This window comes from Paraburkholderia sp. BL27I4N3 (assembly GCF_003386115.1).
Lineage (GTDB): Bacteria > Pseudomonadota > Gammaproteobacteria > Burkholderiales > Burkholderiaceae > Paraburkholderia.
The window spans coordinates 1,198,968-1,213,538 of record NZ_QREJ01000001.1 but is presented as its reverse complement, the minus strand read 5'-3'; the positions used below and the strand labels follow the sequence as shown (position 1 = coordinate 1,213,538).

Below are 14,571 nucleotides of genomic sequence, written 5' to 3'. Positions count from 1 at the left end.
CGGATAAAAAGGCCATCTATCCAGGCATCTTCCGACGCCCATCACATCAGCAGTCGGTAGCACTGTAAGGCCCGTTGTTCATACTGCAGGGCGAAGCAGGCAGATCCGTTACGTTGGACCACTGAGAGGCGCACCTCTTGATGCCCCGTCCCTAGGCTTCTTTTGATAGTGCGGATGAAAGGTTTACGTAAGAACTTGGATTTTTTCATCGCTTTGCTCACGAAGGCGTTGGCCGACGCCGCTGACCTACTCGGAGCGAGGTGGCGCCGACCCAGTCGTCGATCGGATAATCGTCAGCCCCGTTGGGAAAATAGGGCTCCGCCAACGACAGAAGACCGCCTCGCCGGCGTTCGCCCCTTTCAGCTGATGTGCGAGGCGAAGAGGTTTCCGCGCTGCAAAGGGCGTAATTCGCGACGGAGATCTGCGCAACATCGATCTCCAACCCGCTGGCCAGTATGTTGAATCCACCACTGGCAACAGAACGAGCTTGCCCTTGAGGCCGTCAACTCCCTAGCCAGAAAGGAACGAAGACATCGCAGATGCAAGCGATTCGCCGAATTGACGCTTGAGATCTGTCAGGACCGGTCTTATAGGCACCCTCGTGCCCTCCGCGTTAAGTTCTTTGACGAGTGCAGCAGCTGCGTATTGTCCAATCTCGCGTGCGGGTACCGAGACGGTTGTGAGAGCGGGCCTGAAAATGTTGGTGTAGTCGTCATCGTCGAAGCCGCTGATGGGGATGTCTTCTGGCACACGCAGACCCATGCGCCGACACTCAGCAATCGCGCTAAATGCATAGATGTCGCTGTTGCACGCGATAGCGGTTGCTTCAGGCCATTCGCGAGATAAGGTCAAGAGTGGTGTATGGGCAGCTTGATGAGCGGCGACGTCAAGCGGCGAGTTTCTGCTGACCCGGTCGATCATCTTGCACCGGTTCGCCGTCCTTGAAGGCAATGCCTTCCAGTAACAGCTTGATCTGTTCAGGGCTGTTGATGCGTCGCCAGGTTTTCTCGGCCTCCTCGATCAGCTTGAATGCCAGCCCTAGGAAGGTCGGTCGCGACACACAGTTGCGCGTACGCGTCGTCCGGTGGCGCACCGTCGCGAACGTCGACTCGATCGCATTTGTTGTCCGCAGGTGCTGCCAGTGCTCCGCCGGGAAGTCGTAAAACGCCAGCAGGCTTTCCCGGTCCTTCTTCAACGTTTCCGTCGCCTTCGGATATTTCGCCGCGTAGACCGTCACGAAACGATCAAACGCGGCATATGCGTCGGCGCGCGTGGCAGCCATCCAGATCGCCTGCAGATCGCCTTTGGCTTTGCCTTGCTGTGACTTTGGCAGCGCATTCAGGACGTTGCCCATCTTGTGGAACCAGCAGCGTTGGCCGCGCGTCGCGGGAAACACCTCCTCCAGTGCGGCCCAGAAACCCATTGCTCCGTCGCCGACCGCCAGCGATGGACCGACCTCCAGGCCACGCGATTTCAGATCGAGCAGCAGCTCCTGCCACGACGCCTTCGACTCGCGATACCCGTCGCCAATCGCCACACGTTCCTTGCGCCCATCCGGCCTCACGCCGATGATCACCAGCAGGCATTGACCGTCCGAGTTCTCGCTGCGCAGCCCGGTGTGAATGCCGTCAACCCACCAGTACACGTAGCGCGACTTCGACAGATCACGCCGGCTCCAGCTCGCATGCTCGTCGGCCCACTGGGCCTTCAGGCGACTCACCACGTTCGCCGACAGACCCTTGGCATCGTCGCCCAGCAGCACGCTCAGCGCCTCACTCATGTCGCCCGTCGAAATGCCCTTCAGATACAGCCACGGCAGCGCGGCACTCACGCGCGGCGACTTCCTCACATACGGCGGCACAATCGATGAGTTGAATTTCACGCCTGATCCTGATCGGTCACGAACCTTCGGCACCTTCACTGGAATCGGCCCGGCCGCCGTCAACACCTCGCGCTCCGGCAGATAGCCGTTGCGCACCACGGCGCGCTGGCCGTGCAAGGTCTTGACGTTCGCGAACCGCTCCAGGAGCGAAGCCAGCTCCGCTTCGATCGCCTGCTGAATCACCTGCCGCGCACCTTGCCGGACCAGATCGTCCAGACCCAGACCGACTCCCGATAGACCAACGACTTCTTTTTCCGTAAACTTGCTCATGGTGGATGGTTTGTTGTTTGCTGGTTTCCGACTTCGACAATCAGATTCTCAGCTGAAACCTCCACCGCTTTCAATCTCCCGCCTCAACTCCCCCGTACACCACTTTCGACTTTAGCTCGCCATTCGCTCCTGACTGCCGCATTGCATGCGCATCCTTGGGACACCGCTGATGCATAGCTCTTTTCAACGATGTGTGTCGGTTCGTGAATACCGTATGCTGCGCTAATCCCTGAAAGGCACTAGGGCCTGTTGACAACCAGCGCTGAGGGGGCTGTTAACTTGTGAGGAAAGCTGTTTACATCCTGTCTTTTGCGGAAGAACAGGATGCCAAGACTGATGCTCAGTGACGACCAATACGAACGGATCGCCCCCTTGCTGCCAGGCAAGGCGATGGACCCCGGTCGGACGGCTACGGATAACCGACTGTTCGTCGAGGCCGTACTATGGGTCTCGCGCACCGGCAGCCCATGGCGCGATTTGCCGCCCGATTTTGGACCGTGGAATAGCGTGTACCGACGCTGTGCCAGATGGTCTCGGGCAGGGATATGGCATGCAGTATTCGCTGAACTGGCGGCCGACACCGACCTCGAGGAAGTCTTCATTGACAGTACGATTGTGCGTGCCCACCAGCATGCCGCCGGAGCAGCGAAAAAAAAGGCGACCAGGCAATCGGGCGCTCGCGTGGTGGATTGAGCACTAAGATTCACGCTCTGCTCGATGGTCTGGGCATGCTCGCTCGCTTTCATCTGACGGGCGGACAAGCTGGTGACAGTCCCGAAGCTCTGCCTTTGCTGGGCGAACTGAAACCCGCCAGTCTGGCTGCCGACAAAGCCTACGATTCGAACACGATCCTGCAACATCTGGAATCGACTGGTATTCAAGCCGTCATCCCAGTCGCGCCAATCGCCTTGAGCAACGTCCTTTGGACGAACATCTTTATGCTTCGAGAAATCTGGTCGAACGATTCTTCTGTCGCATCAAACAATTCCGTCGCGTTGCTACCCGCTACGACAAGCTCTCCGAACGATTTTCATCATTCGTTGCGCTCTCCTCCGCTTTCATCTGGACCTGCTGATTGTCAACAGGCCCTAGCAAACTTAGATTAGTTGTAGCCCAGAATCGCAACTGATGCCACGTCCGCCCGCTCCGTCGTGTTTCCTGCAAGCCCCGACAACGGCGAGGTCAGTAGCGAAGCGTAAGGAGATGCCGGCGCTGTCGCTGTTGGCCGCTGCGAAGAGCCCAGTGCAGATTGAAGGATATGATGAAACGGAGGCGGAGGTTGAGTGTGTACCATGAGAAACAAGTCCTCAAACAATAAAGAGTTACAGGACGGCCTATCTCGCTACCGCAGGCGATTTGCATCGATTGGCGAAAAGCCGTTGCTCGCCTCGATTGCGCCGACGTTTTCGGGCCGTGCGAAATTCTCGGGAGCGACGTCGCCAGGCTTACGCGGCCTTCCGATAGCTTTGAAGAAGGTGTCCAAGCCCGATGGCACGAAGAACCATACCCAGTGCAAGTCTTCGCTTCCATCGTTTATTAGTGTGTGTGATTGCCTGGGACCCAGGTAGATCGTCATGCCCGGCTCGATCTGATAATCCCGCCCTTCCACAATCACCCTGCCTTCACCCCGAATGAAGTGAAGTATCTCTTCGGACTCCGCGTGTGCGTGCAGACGAACAAAACCACTAGGCGGCACAGTCTGAGTGCCTGCCGCAAACGGCCGCTGCATCGCTACGAGATGGGGCGCAAGGTGCACCGCGGCGTAGCCATTTGCAGGCACTGGCTGCCAATAGCTCTCTTCCGATTCCGGACGAACGATCAGGAACTGGGATGTGCTGTTGCAGTCGCTCGGTTTAGCGCCCGAGGCGGGGTTATCTAATAATGCGTCATCCGTCATTTCTGCCTCCCTTCTGAAGCCGGCGTTCTGCGCAGCTGGTATTGTGGAACAATATCCTGTATCCAGAACAAGTTCAATGCTGCTTCCCCAGCAAACGAATTTCGACGTTGAAACAGGAGGTCCGGAGATGACTGAGCGGATAGGATTCATCGGGACAGGCACAATCACGGAGGCGATCGTTAGCGGCCTTACCGCAGAACCCCGCGGTCTTCGAGAGATATGGGTCTCACCTCGCAATCAGGAGACCGCCTCAAGACTTTCAGACAAATACACACTAGTCCGAGTCGGCCGCGACAATCAGGAGGTCGCAGACAGATGCACGTTGCTCTGCCTCGCAATCCGCCCTCGAATCGCTGAAGATGTATTGTCAAAGCTTCATCTCGGGCCAACGCACTGCGTTTTCAGCTTCATTGCTACCTGGAATCTCGAGAGGCTGCGCGTGTTGATGCCTGACGTCGCGGATATTGTGCGTCTGGCCCCCTTACCCATGGTAGCCCAGGCGATGGGGCCGACTATCGTATTTCCGGCTAACCCTGTAGCGATTAAACTTTTTGCACCGCTCGGTGCCGCGATTCCCGCCAGCGATGAAAAGGCGTTCGATTGTCTGTTTGCGTCAACCGCCCTGATGGGCAGCTTTTTCGCCACACTCGAAAGCCATGCTATCTGGCTACAAGACAAAGGCATTCCCTACAGGGACGCTCGAGCCTACCTCGCGTCTCTATTCAGCGGACTGGCCTCCACCGCGAAAGCGCGTTTTGAGACCTTCGCCGAACTGTCAAAGGAGTTTTCAACGCCGGGCGGTTTGAACGAGCAGGTGACCGCTGATCTCGAACGGGCGGGTGCACTTAACGCCCAACACCTTGCCCTCGATCGCGTCCTCGACCGCATTAGAAATCCCTGAACACTTGCCTGCTCAAAAAGTCCAGCGTCATGCAGGTCACTAGTGCTGCATCGGCGACCTGCCCTCTTCCGGCCGTCAGGCTTGCACAGTGGCGCTTGCTGCCTCCTGCGGCGCTGTTAGCTCGCCGTCAACCAGGCGCCAGATCTCTAGCGGGTTTGCCTCTTTTACCGCTGCCGGCAGCAGTGCATCCGGCAGATCCTGATAGCACACCGGTCGCAGGAATCGGTCAATCGCCGTTGCGCCCACCGATGTGAACATCGGATTTGATGTGGAAGGGAAAGGACCGCCGTGAACCATCGCGTGGCAGACTTCTACACCTGTCGGGAAACCATTCGCGAGGATTCGACCGGCCTTGCGCTCAAGCACTGGCAGCAGCCGCTGTGCATCGGTATAGTCAGCGGCGTCGATCTGAAGAGTGACCGTGAGCTGCCCTTCCACGTGTTCGGCGACCGAAAGCAATTCCTCGAAGTCGCGGGCACGAATCACAACAGATGCCGGGCCAAACATTTCTGTTTCGAGCTCAGGTGCAGCCAACAGCCGCTGTGCATCAGTCAAATACAACGCGGCCTGCGCGGCATTCGGCAGTTCGCCCGCCAACACGCCCTCTGCCACTTTTGTGACACCTTGGACCGCGTTGACCTTCTCCGATTCGCTGATGAAAGCTTTGAAGATTCCGGATGTCAACATTGTCTGGGCCGGCTTGGTCGCAAGCGCGTCACCGGCCGCCTTCACGAAACGGTCGAGGTCCGGGCCGTCAATTGCGAGGACGAGCCCCGGGTTCGTGCAAAATTGTCCAGCACCTAAGGTCAGCGAATCTGCGAAAGCCTTACCGATCGCTTCAGCGCGGCTAGCGAGCGCACCCGGAAAAAGGAACACCGGATTGATACTGCTCATTTCGGCGTAGACGGGAATCGGCTCGGGTCGAGCATTTGCGATCCGGACTAGCGCGAGGCCACCTTGACGGGAACCCGTGAAGCCAACCGCCTTGATAATTGGATGGGCGACCAACGCTTCGCCGAGGTTGCGACCAGCTCCGAAAAGCAGTGAGAACACGCCCTCTGGCAAGCCCTGCTCCTTGACCGCTTTCAGGATTGCACGACCTACCAGCTCTGACGTTCCAAGATGCGCCCCGTGTGCCTTCACAATAACCGGTGCACCTGCTGCAAATGCCGACGCAGTGTCACCTCCGGCAACCGAGAAGGCCAGCGGAAAGTTACTCGCGCCGAACACCGCGACCGGTCCGACTGGTACTTTCGCAAGGCGAATGTCCGCACGTGGCAGCGGCTGCCGCTCTGGCTGAGCATGATCAATCGTCGAACTGAGAAAGTGCCCGTCCCGCGCAACCTTCGCAAAAAGACGCAGCTGACCGACAGTCCGGCCGCGCTCGCCCTGCAGACGCAGAACCGGAAGGCCCGTCTCCGCGTGTGCCCGCTCAATCAACTCATCGCCGATGCCGACGATGTTGTCAGCGATTGATTCCAGAAACGCCGCACGTGTCTCAAGCGGGACATTCCGGAAAACGTCAAAAGCTTGCGCAGCCAGAAAAGCCGCGCGCTCGACCTCCGCGGCCCCGCCCATACCAAAGGACGGCTCCGGGATCTCGGAGTCGGTGGCAGGATTGAATGCATGCTGGCTGCCTTCGTTGCCACGCACCGCGGAAAAGCCTATAAGCATTTCGCCAGTAATGGTCATGTCGATGTCCTTCAAAAAGGGGTGAAATGGCGCGGGCTACGACGAAGTAGTGGTCCCTACGCGAACGGGAAGCGGCTCCGCCAGCAGCGTCGGCGGAGCCAGTGCGTCGTCATCGGTCCCGTGAGTCCAGCAGACCGTGTTGGGAATGCCGAGCTTGACCGGATCGAACACGGGATCGAGACCCGCCTGCTTCTGCACGTAGAAGTCCTTGAGCGACAACAAAGCGGGCTTTGCCAGAAGTACAAGGCAAAACATGTTGATCCAGGCGAGGCTCGCATAGCCAAAGTCGCCAATTGCCCAGATGAGTGCGGAAGGCTCGATTGCACCGTGCAGGACCGTCACGCAGGTCACGACACGCAGCACGAACACCGCCCATTTCCTGCGTCCACCGAGCAGATAGGACAGGTTCGTTTCCGCGATGTAGTAGAAAGCGATCAGCGTCGTGAAAGCGAATGACGCAATCGATGTCGCGACAAAAGGTGCTCCAAACCCGTGGAAAACCGAGTTCACAGCCGCCTGCGCAAACGCAGGACCTGCCTCGATGCCCGGAAGATGGACTGTTAAAGGAGCGCCGGAATCTCCCATCACGTTGTATTGCCCCGTGATGACGATCATGATGCCTGTAGCCATGCAGACGAACAGGGTATCAATGTAAATGGAAAAACACTGAACAAGCCCCTGTTTAACCGGATGGGAAACGTCAGCGGCTGCGGATCCGAAGGTGCCTTCGCCCACGCCGGCTACATTCGCGAACAGCGCGCGTCTCACTCCCCATGTGATGGCTGAGCCCACGATGCCGCCATATACTGCATTGAACCCGAATGCGCTTGAGAGGATAAGGTGCAACGCGCCGGGCAGCCGGTCAAAATTAGCGATGACGATGCCGACAGCCATCAGGATGTAGGCCCCTGCCATAAACGGCACCATATATTCGACAAAGTGAATCAGGCGAGCACGTCGTCCGAATATGATGAAGGCAAGCAGACAAACAAGAATACTTCCCGTGTAAACCGGGGGAATACCAAATGCTGACTTGAACCCAAGGCCGATATTATTGGACTGGATTCCAGGCGCGAATAACGCGTACAGACACATTGCGGCGAAGGCCGCCAAGCAGGCTAGCGACTTCAGGCCCAATCCACGCTCGATGTAGTAGGGGATGCCGCCGGAATAGACGCCATTCACCTTCGACTTGTAGATCTGCGCGAGAGTGGACTCCACGTAGGCCGTTGCACCGCCAAGCATCGCCATCGTCGCCATCCAGAAGAGCGCGCCGGGACCGCCCGCTGCGATGGCCGTCGCAACTCCTGCGATACTGCCGACACCCACACGGCTCGACAGGGTTAGCGCGAGCGCCTGAAAAGAAGAGATGCCCTCCTCTCCGCTTTGCCGTTGCGTGATGAGCCGCAGCATTTCGGGTAGACCACGAATCTGAAGGCATCCTGTTTTTACAGTCAGGTAGAGTCCGAACCCGAGCACGAAAAAGACCAGCGGGCTCCAGAGATACTCATTCACTGTCGTCAGCAACTCCAACCTTGTCTCCCGATAATTTGAAATTGAACTGGCGGTGAAGCCGCAATATAACTGAGGCACCTGCTTAGGCCGCTGCCGTCTGTCGAGTCAACCGGGACTCGAAGACCCGGTCCGGCTTTCATTAAAACGGGGTCACCGCCAAGCGACCGTCTATGTCGACAGGCCGGAATAAAAGAAGGGGTGCCGCCACTCGTCTTCGACGAAAACGGCACCTACATGAGGCGATAGCGCATGGAGCCGCGCCCAACACAGTTTTCGCACGACAACATCGTCGTCGTTGACCGGAACTGTCAGGCAGCTCCGGTCAGGTGCGCTCGTTAGTAACCAAGCACCTTGAGGTCTTCCAGCGTTTTGCGCGTGATAGCGATCGTGATCTCGCGCTCTTCGCCAACCAGATCCAGGCGCGGGGGCTTTACGGTTTCGGCCGAACCCGTGATGATGTGCTCGGCGAGCTTGATGTGCTGGACCAGTTTCACCACCGTGTCGAGATGGAACAGCGGCGTCAGGGCGGCATACAGTTTCCGAGCCGTCGCGAAATCACCTTTGACAGCCAGCTTTAGAAGAGTGACCGATTCCTTGGGCAGCGCGTTCGCCATGCCCGAGACCCACACTTTCACGCCTAGGGCAGCGCTTTCAAGAATCAGATCGTCCACACCGCACACTACTGCGAGACGTCCGTCAAAACGGCTGATGAGGTCGGTAACGCGGGTGGTCTCGTAGGACTCCTCCTTGATTGCCACGATGGTAGGTTCTTCGAGCAACTGCTCGACGACATCAGGCGTCAGGTCGACCCCGTAACCGCGCGGATTGTTGTACAGCAGGATCTCGAGACTGGATGCCTTAGCGACCGTCTTGTAAAACGCGACCGTTTCACGGACATCTGACTTGTAAGTCAGACCCGGGAAGACCATCAAGCCATCAATGCCGATTTTCTCAGCTTCCTTGGCATACGCCACGGCCTTCTCGGTGTTCGTTTCTGCGAGGCCGGAGATGATGGGCACACGGTCGTTGATCACCTCTTTGGCTGTACGCAGGACCGTCAACTTTTCTTCCGGTGTGAGCTGTGCGTTTTCGCCCACCATGCCCATCATGACGACGCCGCTGACGCCATTCGCGATCAGGCGATCAAGCCCCGCGCAGATAGCCTCGGTGTCGAGCGTGAAATCGGACTTCAGTTTGGTCGTGACTGCGGGGAAAACGCCTTGCCAATTGATTGCCATGATCCATTCCTTCTCTAAAGTCGAGGGCCAGTAAGGCCTCGTGCAAAGTATGTATATTGGATCCAGAAGAAACGCCAAAAAAATGACAGCGCCTGCAGCCTTCGAGAGAAGAGAATCAGTATCCTGGATCCAATATTCAGATTAGAGCACGAAATAATTCATGGTGTTCTAGATGTTTACCCTAAGCTTGCCCCCCGACGCAACATCGCTTGTCCGGAACTGCTCTACTGCCTCTGCAAGCTCGAACGCCTGGGTCTGCAATGCGGATGCTGCTGCCGCCGACTCTTCAACGGTTTGAAAAGCGATACTGTCGATAGCACCGATGATGTCGCTGATCTTCCCGGAGGCTCCTTCGATCTCGCGCATGGTTGACACGACGTCCGTCACCACATGGCCCCACGGGATGCGGCACTAGCCGCGGCTACCGCCGTCTGATTCGCTTGCCTCGCTGCGCCAGCGGCCTGTGTTACCGTCGACGTATCTCTTCCATTGATGCTGCCGTCTGCTGCAAGCTGGCAGCCGCTGATTCTGTGCGACGCGATAGGTCGTGATTCCCTGAAGCTATTTCGTGCGCGGCGTGCCGTACCGATTCACTAGTATCGCGAATGCGACGGATCACGCTGTTTAGTTTTTCGACAAACTGATTGAACGAATGTGCAATCTGCACGACCTCGTCGTTGCCCGCTACTGGCAGACGATGCGTGAGGTCGCCAGTCCCCGAGGCTACTCGCTTCATCGCATTCCGCACTTCCCCAAGTCTGCGAAACGAACTCGACGTCCATAGGACTGCAATGCCGATGGCCGCCAGCGTCAAGGCGATCATCGCGATGACCATCGCACGAATTATGTTACGTAGCCCGACGGTCGCTTCGCTCTTGTCCAGAGCAATGACAAGGTACCGATCAGTGCCGACGACGGGCCTGATCTTGAGCAACTTTGCTGCTCCCCCTATGGTCACTGCAAACGGCGTCTGTCCATCGGAGATCCGGTTGAGCGTATCCGGGGTAGGGTCCCCGGAAACATCAGTCGCATTTTTAAAAGCAAGCGTCGTGTCCGGGTGCGCCACCAACTGTCCGTCCCGGGCAACCACGGACGCCAAACTTGAGGGGGTCGGGTGTACCGCATTCACAACGTCGCGAATTCCACTGAGCGTCACCGCACCGCTCACGACGCAACGGCTTGCCCGTCCCGCACCATCGGTGCTGCAAATGCCACGTACGACTGACCAGTCATTGACTCCAGGGATGGCCTCGTGACGATTAGCTTCCCCGCTGCCATCGCGGCTTTGTACCAAGGCCTGACAGTCGGATCGTAGTCCGGCGGCGTCTTCACCGTCGAAAAGAATGTTCTGTCTGACCAGCCAGCTGTTACAACCAGCCCGTCGTTGCGTGACATCTGCCCGAACATCCCTTGCGGATCACCGTGCTCAGCCACTGCAGCAGTCTCGCTGACGGCACGTTCCTTACCCTCTATCCACTGGCTGATGGTCGTTGTGTTGCTGCTCGCAATCGAGCTAAGATTCTCGTTGATTGCATCGATCATGTTTGTCCGGATAATTGTATAGGTCACTGCACCAGATAGCACGAGCGCCCCGACCACGGTGACGCAAGTGGTGACAAGAATTTTACTTCGCAGCGTAAGTGTAATATCGAGATCCCGGTTTCTTTGATGTTCGAGCGGCACTGAGAGTTCGCTGATTGATACTGCCCAGCTTCCCCAGTCATCAGACGCTTGTCTGACATGCCTCGTTTACTGCGCCATGACTTCAAAACGTAAACCCTCTATGCCAAATAATTTAGGATAACTAACTATTATTGGCGCAAGTAAAGCCGGAATGGATATGCTACGACAACAGACACCGCTCACCTCCGCCAATCACTGAACAGCGTTGATGGCGGCCTTTGTCGGGGAATAGGGAAGAGACAATCGACGTGCAATTTCAGCTGAACTGATACACGACAGACTCCGCTTGCGGGGTTGCAGCAATGTGCGGCAAACCTGGAGCGCTCCTGAAAACAGGTGCGCTCCGGTTTGCGAAAAAGATCGAATCGGGAACTAAAGATCGAGCGACTGATGGACTCAGCGCGTCACAACTGCCTCAACAACCGACATGATCTGCTGTGCGGCCGTCTTGACATGCTGCTCCAACAGCTTGGCCCCGAGCTTTGCGTCGCGGTTTCTGCATGCCTCAACCAACGCCATGTGCTCGTCATGAGACTGTTGGCGGATCGGCACTTGCACGGCCTGAAAACGGAAATATCGATCACAGCGGTCATGGAGCACCCGCAACATCTGAAGGGTAATGTCTCGTTGCGCGGGCAGGTAGAGCGTCTCGTGCAAACGCCAGTTTAACTGCCCCCAGACGCCGGAGTCTGCTTTGTCCATTTCCTTGACGATCCGCTCAGCCTTGCCCATTTCGGCTTCTGTAATCCGCGGAATCGCCTCGGAAAAGATCCATGGCTCCAGACGCAGCCTGATCTCGAATGTCTCCTTCACCTCGTCTTTCGACAGCTCAGCGACATATGCCCCCTTGTGCGGGACGTTAGTCAGCAGCCCCTCCGCCGTTAGCCGAGTAATAGCCTCACGGATAGGAACGCGGCTGACGCCGAGTTCCTCCGCAAGCGCCTCCTGCCGCAACACCTCGCCCGGAGCCAATTCGCCACTCAAGATTCGCTGCCGAACCGCCGTGGTGACAAGTTCAACTGTAGTCGGCCGGACGATTTTTCGCGTGCTTTCATCCACGATAACTTCACTCATCGTGGACGCCTCTTTGGTACGACGTTTAGCGGCAACCGGGGGCATGATCAGGTTCGTAAAGGATTCTGGATATAGCTCATATGCTATCACGGCAACGGCTTTCGGATACAAAATCCAATGACCGGCACCGCATCACCGCAATGCTTCACGTACCCAAACACCGTTTTTCATCACTCCGGCGATGCGCTCGCCCTGACCGGTAAGGACGCTGATGTCAGTCAGGGGATCACCGTCGACGACCAGCAGGTCAGCGAAGGCACCGGGCGACACGACGCCCAGACGGCCCTGCTGTCCGACGATCTCGGCACCCACGGCCGTGGCCTGACAGATCGTCTCGAACGCACCCAGAATGGCTGAACGGATCGTCAGTTCATCGCTTTGATACTCGTGCATATCGCCCAGAAGGTCGGTGCCAAGACCCATCTTCACGCCGTTGCGTTTGAGCAGCTCAAGTGCTTTCAGGCCCTGAATACGAACGTTCTCGTTTTTCGCGAGAGCACTCTCCGACACGCCAGCCTTTGCGCCGACCTTGCTCATCGCGTCGTAAGTAACGAGCGTCGGGACCGCAAACGCTCCCAACTCGGCCATGACCGCTGCCGCTTCGTCATCAATCAAATTGCCGTGCTCGATCGTCCGCACACCGAGCTTCACGACGCGAGAGATCGCCTTGCCTGTATAGGCATGCGCCATGACATAGGTCTGGTGGGACGTGGCTTCCTCGACGATGGCCTTGACCTCATCAACGGAAAACTGGAGGTTGCCAATCGGATCCGTTGGCGACGCAACGCCGCCCGACGCCATGATCTTAACGTGGTGCGCGCCCGCACGCATCTCTTCGCGTACAGCCTTGCGCACATCATCCACGCCGTCGACGATACGTCCGATTGCCCCGAGATTGCGGTGGCAGCCGCAGGGGTCGGGATCCGAATTGTCGAAGCGCTCGCGAAAGTCGCCGTGACCTCCCGTCTGTGACAACGCCTTACCGGCCACGAATAACCGCGGACCGGCGATCACCCCTTCCTCGACTGCACGCGAAAGCGCATAGTCGGCACCGCCGGCATCTCGCACCGTTGTGAAGCCCCGATTAAGCATACCGCTCAGGATTGGCACTGCCCGCAAGACAGCAAAAGTGTTCGGCAAACGGCCATTATTTCCAAGGTGCGCCACCGATGCAATGACGTGCGCATGGCAGTCAATCATACCAGGCATGACCGTCTTTCCCCCGACGTCAATAACCTGCGCGCCATCTATCGATACTGGTTCGCGGGTGACGTCCTTGATGACCTCGCCGTCCACGACAATCGAATAACGTGCAGTGTCATTTTCGTGATTTACGTCCAGGACGCGTGCGTTTTTCAGGATCAACATTTCGATTCCTCAACTGACTTTCGAGCGGCCCACATGCCGCGGTAAATCACTTCAGCAAAAAGCCCTTGGCGAGCGGATCACGGTCATCAACAAAGATCGTGTTGTGTCCTGTGACCCGCGCCCAGCCTTCGATACTCGGAATGATCGCGTCGAATTCACCCACTTTCGTGGCTTCTTCCGGTACTCCAGTAAAGAGTGTTCCGATAATGCTTTCGTGAACAAAACTTTCGCCGATATTGAGTCGACCCTTGCCAACCAGATGCGCCATACGGGCGGAAGTCCCGGTACCGCAAGGTGATCGGTCGATTGCCTTGTCACCGTAGAACACGGCATTGCGCGCGCTCGCGCCTTCGACCGTTGGTTCGCCCGTCCACATCACGTGACTTAGACCACGGATTTCTGCTTTTTCGGGGTGAACGAACTGATACTTCTCATTCGCTTTCTGGCGCAGGATCGGGCTCAGGCGCTGGATATCCAACGGTTTGAGCGTATGGAGGCCACCGAAGTTTTGCTGCGGTTCGATGATTGCGTAGAAATTACCGCCGTAGGCGACATCAAAGCGGATTTCGCCGAGTCCCGCAACATCGACTGTCAGGTCCGTCGAATGTAGGAATGATGGAACATTGATGAGCTGCACGGAATCGACGTTGTCTCCGTCCATCTTGTAGCGCGCAACCACTAGACCGGCTGGCGTGTCCAGATGTAGGACACCAGGTTCACGCGGACGCACCAGACCGTGCTCGATGGCTGTCGTTACTGTCCCGATGGTGCCGTGGCCACACATCGGCAAACAGCCGCTGACCTCGATAAACAGGATGGCAACGTCACAGTCGGAGCGCGTCGGCGGATAGAGAACGGTGCCCGACATCACTTCATGGCCCCGAGGTTCAAACATCAGCGATGTCCGGATCCAGTCGAACTCGCGCTCGAAATGCGCACGGCGCTCAATCATGTTCGCTCCTTCCAGCTGTGGTGCGCCCCCGGCGACGACTCGGACCGGATTGCCACACGTATGTCCATCGATGCAAAAGAATGTCGATTTCATTACCCT

General features: G+C 57.4%; 13 protein-coding genes and 1 pseudogene. 2 read left to right on the top strand and 12 right to left on the bottom strand.

Features of this window, described 5'->3' with window-relative positions; all coding sequences use genetic code 11:
• Window positions 1-510: 510 nt before the first annotated feature.
• Window positions 511-921: a substrate-binding domain-containing protein gene (locus tag B0G71_RS05510; protein WP_116140238.1), complete on the bottom strand. Its 411-nt coding sequence runs from the start codon at window positions 919-921 to the stop codon at window positions 511-513.
• Window positions 887-2,152, bottom strand: a complete 1,266-nt coding sequence (locus B0G71_RS05505; RefSeq protein WP_116140236.1) for an IS256 family transposase — start codon at window positions 2,150-2,152, stop codon at window positions 887-889. Before B0G71_RS05505 ends, B0G71_RS05510 begins: the two co-directional genes overlap by 35 nt.
• Before the next feature lie 324 nt (window positions 2,153-2,476).
• Here B0G71_RS05505 and B0G71_RS05500 point away from each other — a divergent pair.
• A pseudogene (locus tag B0G71_RS05500) lies at window positions 2,477-3,227 on the top strand (IS5 family transposase).
• 267 nt (window positions 3,228-3,494) lie between these two features.
• On the opposite strand, the gene B0G71_RS05495 reads toward B0G71_RS05500, so the two are convergent.
• Window positions 3,495-4,049 (bottom strand): cupin domain-containing protein, encoded by a 555-nt coding sequence (locus tag B0G71_RS05495; RefSeq protein ID WP_116140234.1) that lies wholly within the window; start codon window positions 4,047-4,049, stop codon window positions 3,495-3,497.
• 76 nt (window positions 4,050-4,125) lie between these two features.
• Between B0G71_RS05495 and B0G71_RS05490 the strand changes: the two genes are divergently transcribed.
• The gene (locus B0G71_RS05490; RefSeq protein ID WP_116140232.1) at window positions 4,126-4,950 is read left to right on the top strand and encodes a pyrroline-5-carboxylate reductase; all 825 of its coding nucleotides are present in this window, start codon (window positions 4,126-4,128) and stop codon (window positions 4,948-4,950) included.
• A 75-nt stretch (window positions 4,951-5,025) separates the two neighbouring features.
• Here the strand turns inward: B0G71_RS05490 and B0G71_RS05485 are convergent, their stop codons facing one another.
• The 9 genes from B0G71_RS05485 to B0G71_RS05445 all read right to left on the bottom strand — a co-directional run bounded on the left by B0G71_RS05485 (window position 5,026) and on the right by B0G71_RS05445 (window position 14,565).
• Window positions 5,026-6,642 carry an aldehyde dehydrogenase (NADP(+)) gene (locus B0G71_RS05485; RefSeq protein WP_116148350.1) on the bottom strand — a complete coding sequence of 539 codons (1,617 nt, stop codon included), beginning with the start codon at window positions 6,640-6,642 and terminating at the stop codon, window positions 5,026-5,028.
• Between the two features lie 36 nt (window positions 6,643-6,678).
• Window positions 6,679-8,175 (bottom strand): sodium:alanine symporter family protein, encoded by a 1,497-nt coding sequence (locus B0G71_RS05480; protein ID WP_116140230.1) that lies wholly within the window; start codon window positions 8,173-8,175, stop codon window positions 6,679-6,681.
• 317 nt (window positions 8,176-8,492) lie between these two features.
• Entirely contained in the window at window positions 8,493-9,395 is a 903-nt protein-coding gene (locus B0G71_RS05475) for a dihydrodipicolinate synthase family protein (RefSeq protein ID WP_116140228.1), read from the bottom strand.
• A gap of 168 nt (window positions 9,396-9,563) precedes the next feature.
• A complete protein-coding gene (locus tag B0G71_RS05470) occupies window positions 9,564-9,761 on the bottom strand; it encodes a hypothetical protein (RefSeq protein WP_147308652.1) in 198 nt (65 codons plus the stop codon).
• A 100-nt stretch (window positions 9,762-9,861) separates the two neighbouring features.
• Window positions 9,862-10,563, bottom strand: coding sequence for a methyl-accepting chemotaxis protein (locus B0G71_RS05465; RefSeq protein ID WP_147308651.1), 702 nt, complete (start codon window positions 10,561-10,563; stop codon window positions 9,862-9,864).
• Window positions 10,560-11,078 (bottom strand): hypothetical protein, encoded by a 519-nt coding sequence (locus B0G71_RS05460; protein WP_116140222.1) that lies wholly within the window; start codon window positions 11,076-11,078, stop codon window positions 10,560-10,562. The genes B0G71_RS05465 and B0G71_RS05460 overlap by 4 nt, the downstream gene beginning before the upstream one ends.
• Before the next feature lie 396 nt (window positions 11,079-11,474).
• Window positions 11,475-12,152 (bottom strand): GntR family transcriptional regulator, encoded by a 678-nt coding sequence (locus tag B0G71_RS05455; RefSeq protein ID WP_258875489.1) that lies wholly within the window; start codon window positions 12,150-12,152, stop codon window positions 11,475-11,477.
• 132 nt (window positions 12,153-12,284) lie between these two features.
• Complete coding sequence (locus B0G71_RS05450) at window positions 12,285-13,520, bottom strand: amidohydrolase family protein (protein WP_116140218.1); 1,236 nt, start codon at window positions 13,518-13,520, stop codon at window positions 12,285-12,287.
• Between the two features lie 46 nt (window positions 13,521-13,566).
• Window positions 13,567-14,565 carry a 4-hydroxyproline epimerase gene (locus tag B0G71_RS05445; RefSeq protein ID WP_116140216.1) on the bottom strand — a complete coding sequence of 333 codons (999 nt, stop codon included), beginning with the start codon at window positions 14,563-14,565 and terminating at the stop codon, window positions 13,567-13,569.
• Window positions 14,566-14,571: the final 6 nt, after the last annotated feature.

Bases quoted from the DNA above. Each gene is read 5' to 3' on its own strand.
- B0G71_RS05510 (WP_116140238.1), bottom strand. From the start codon at position 921: ATGATCGACCGGGTCAGCAGAAACTCGCCGCTTGACGTCGCCGCTCAT.
- B0G71_RS05505 (WP_116140236.1), bottom strand. From the start codon at position 2,152: ATGAGCAAGTTTACGGAAAAAGAAGTCGTTGGTCTATCGGGAGTCGGT.
- B0G71_RS05495 (WP_116140234.1), bottom strand. From the start codon at position 4,049: ATGACGGATGACGCATTATTAGATAACCCCGCCTCGGGCGCTAAACCG.
- B0G71_RS05490 (WP_116140232.1), top strand. From the start codon at position 4,126: ATGCTGCTTCCCCAGCAAACGAATTTCGACGTTGAAACAGGAGGTCCG.
- B0G71_RS05485 (WP_116148350.1), bottom strand. From the start codon at position 6,642: ATGACCATTACTGGCGAAATGCTTATAGGCTTTTCCGCGGTGCGTGGC.
- B0G71_RS05475 (WP_116140228.1), bottom strand. From the start codon at position 9,395: ATGGCAATCAATTGGCAAGGCGTTTTCCCCGCAGTCACGACCAAACTG.
- B0G71_RS05470 (WP_147308652.1), bottom strand. From the start codon at position 9,761: ATGCGCGAGATCGAAGGAGCCTCCGGGAAGATCAGCGACATCATCGGT.
- B0G71_RS05455 (WP_258875489.1), bottom strand. From the start codon at position 12,152: ATGAGTGAAGTTATCGTGGATGAAAGCACGCGAAAAATCGTCCGGCCG.
- B0G71_RS05450 (WP_116140218.1), bottom strand. From the start codon at position 13,520: ATGTTGATCCTGAAAAACGCACGCGTCCTGGACGTAAATCACGAAAAT.
- B0G71_RS05445 (WP_116140216.1), bottom strand. From the start codon at position 14,565: ATGAAATCGACATTCTTTTGCATCGATGGACATACGTGTGGCAATCCG.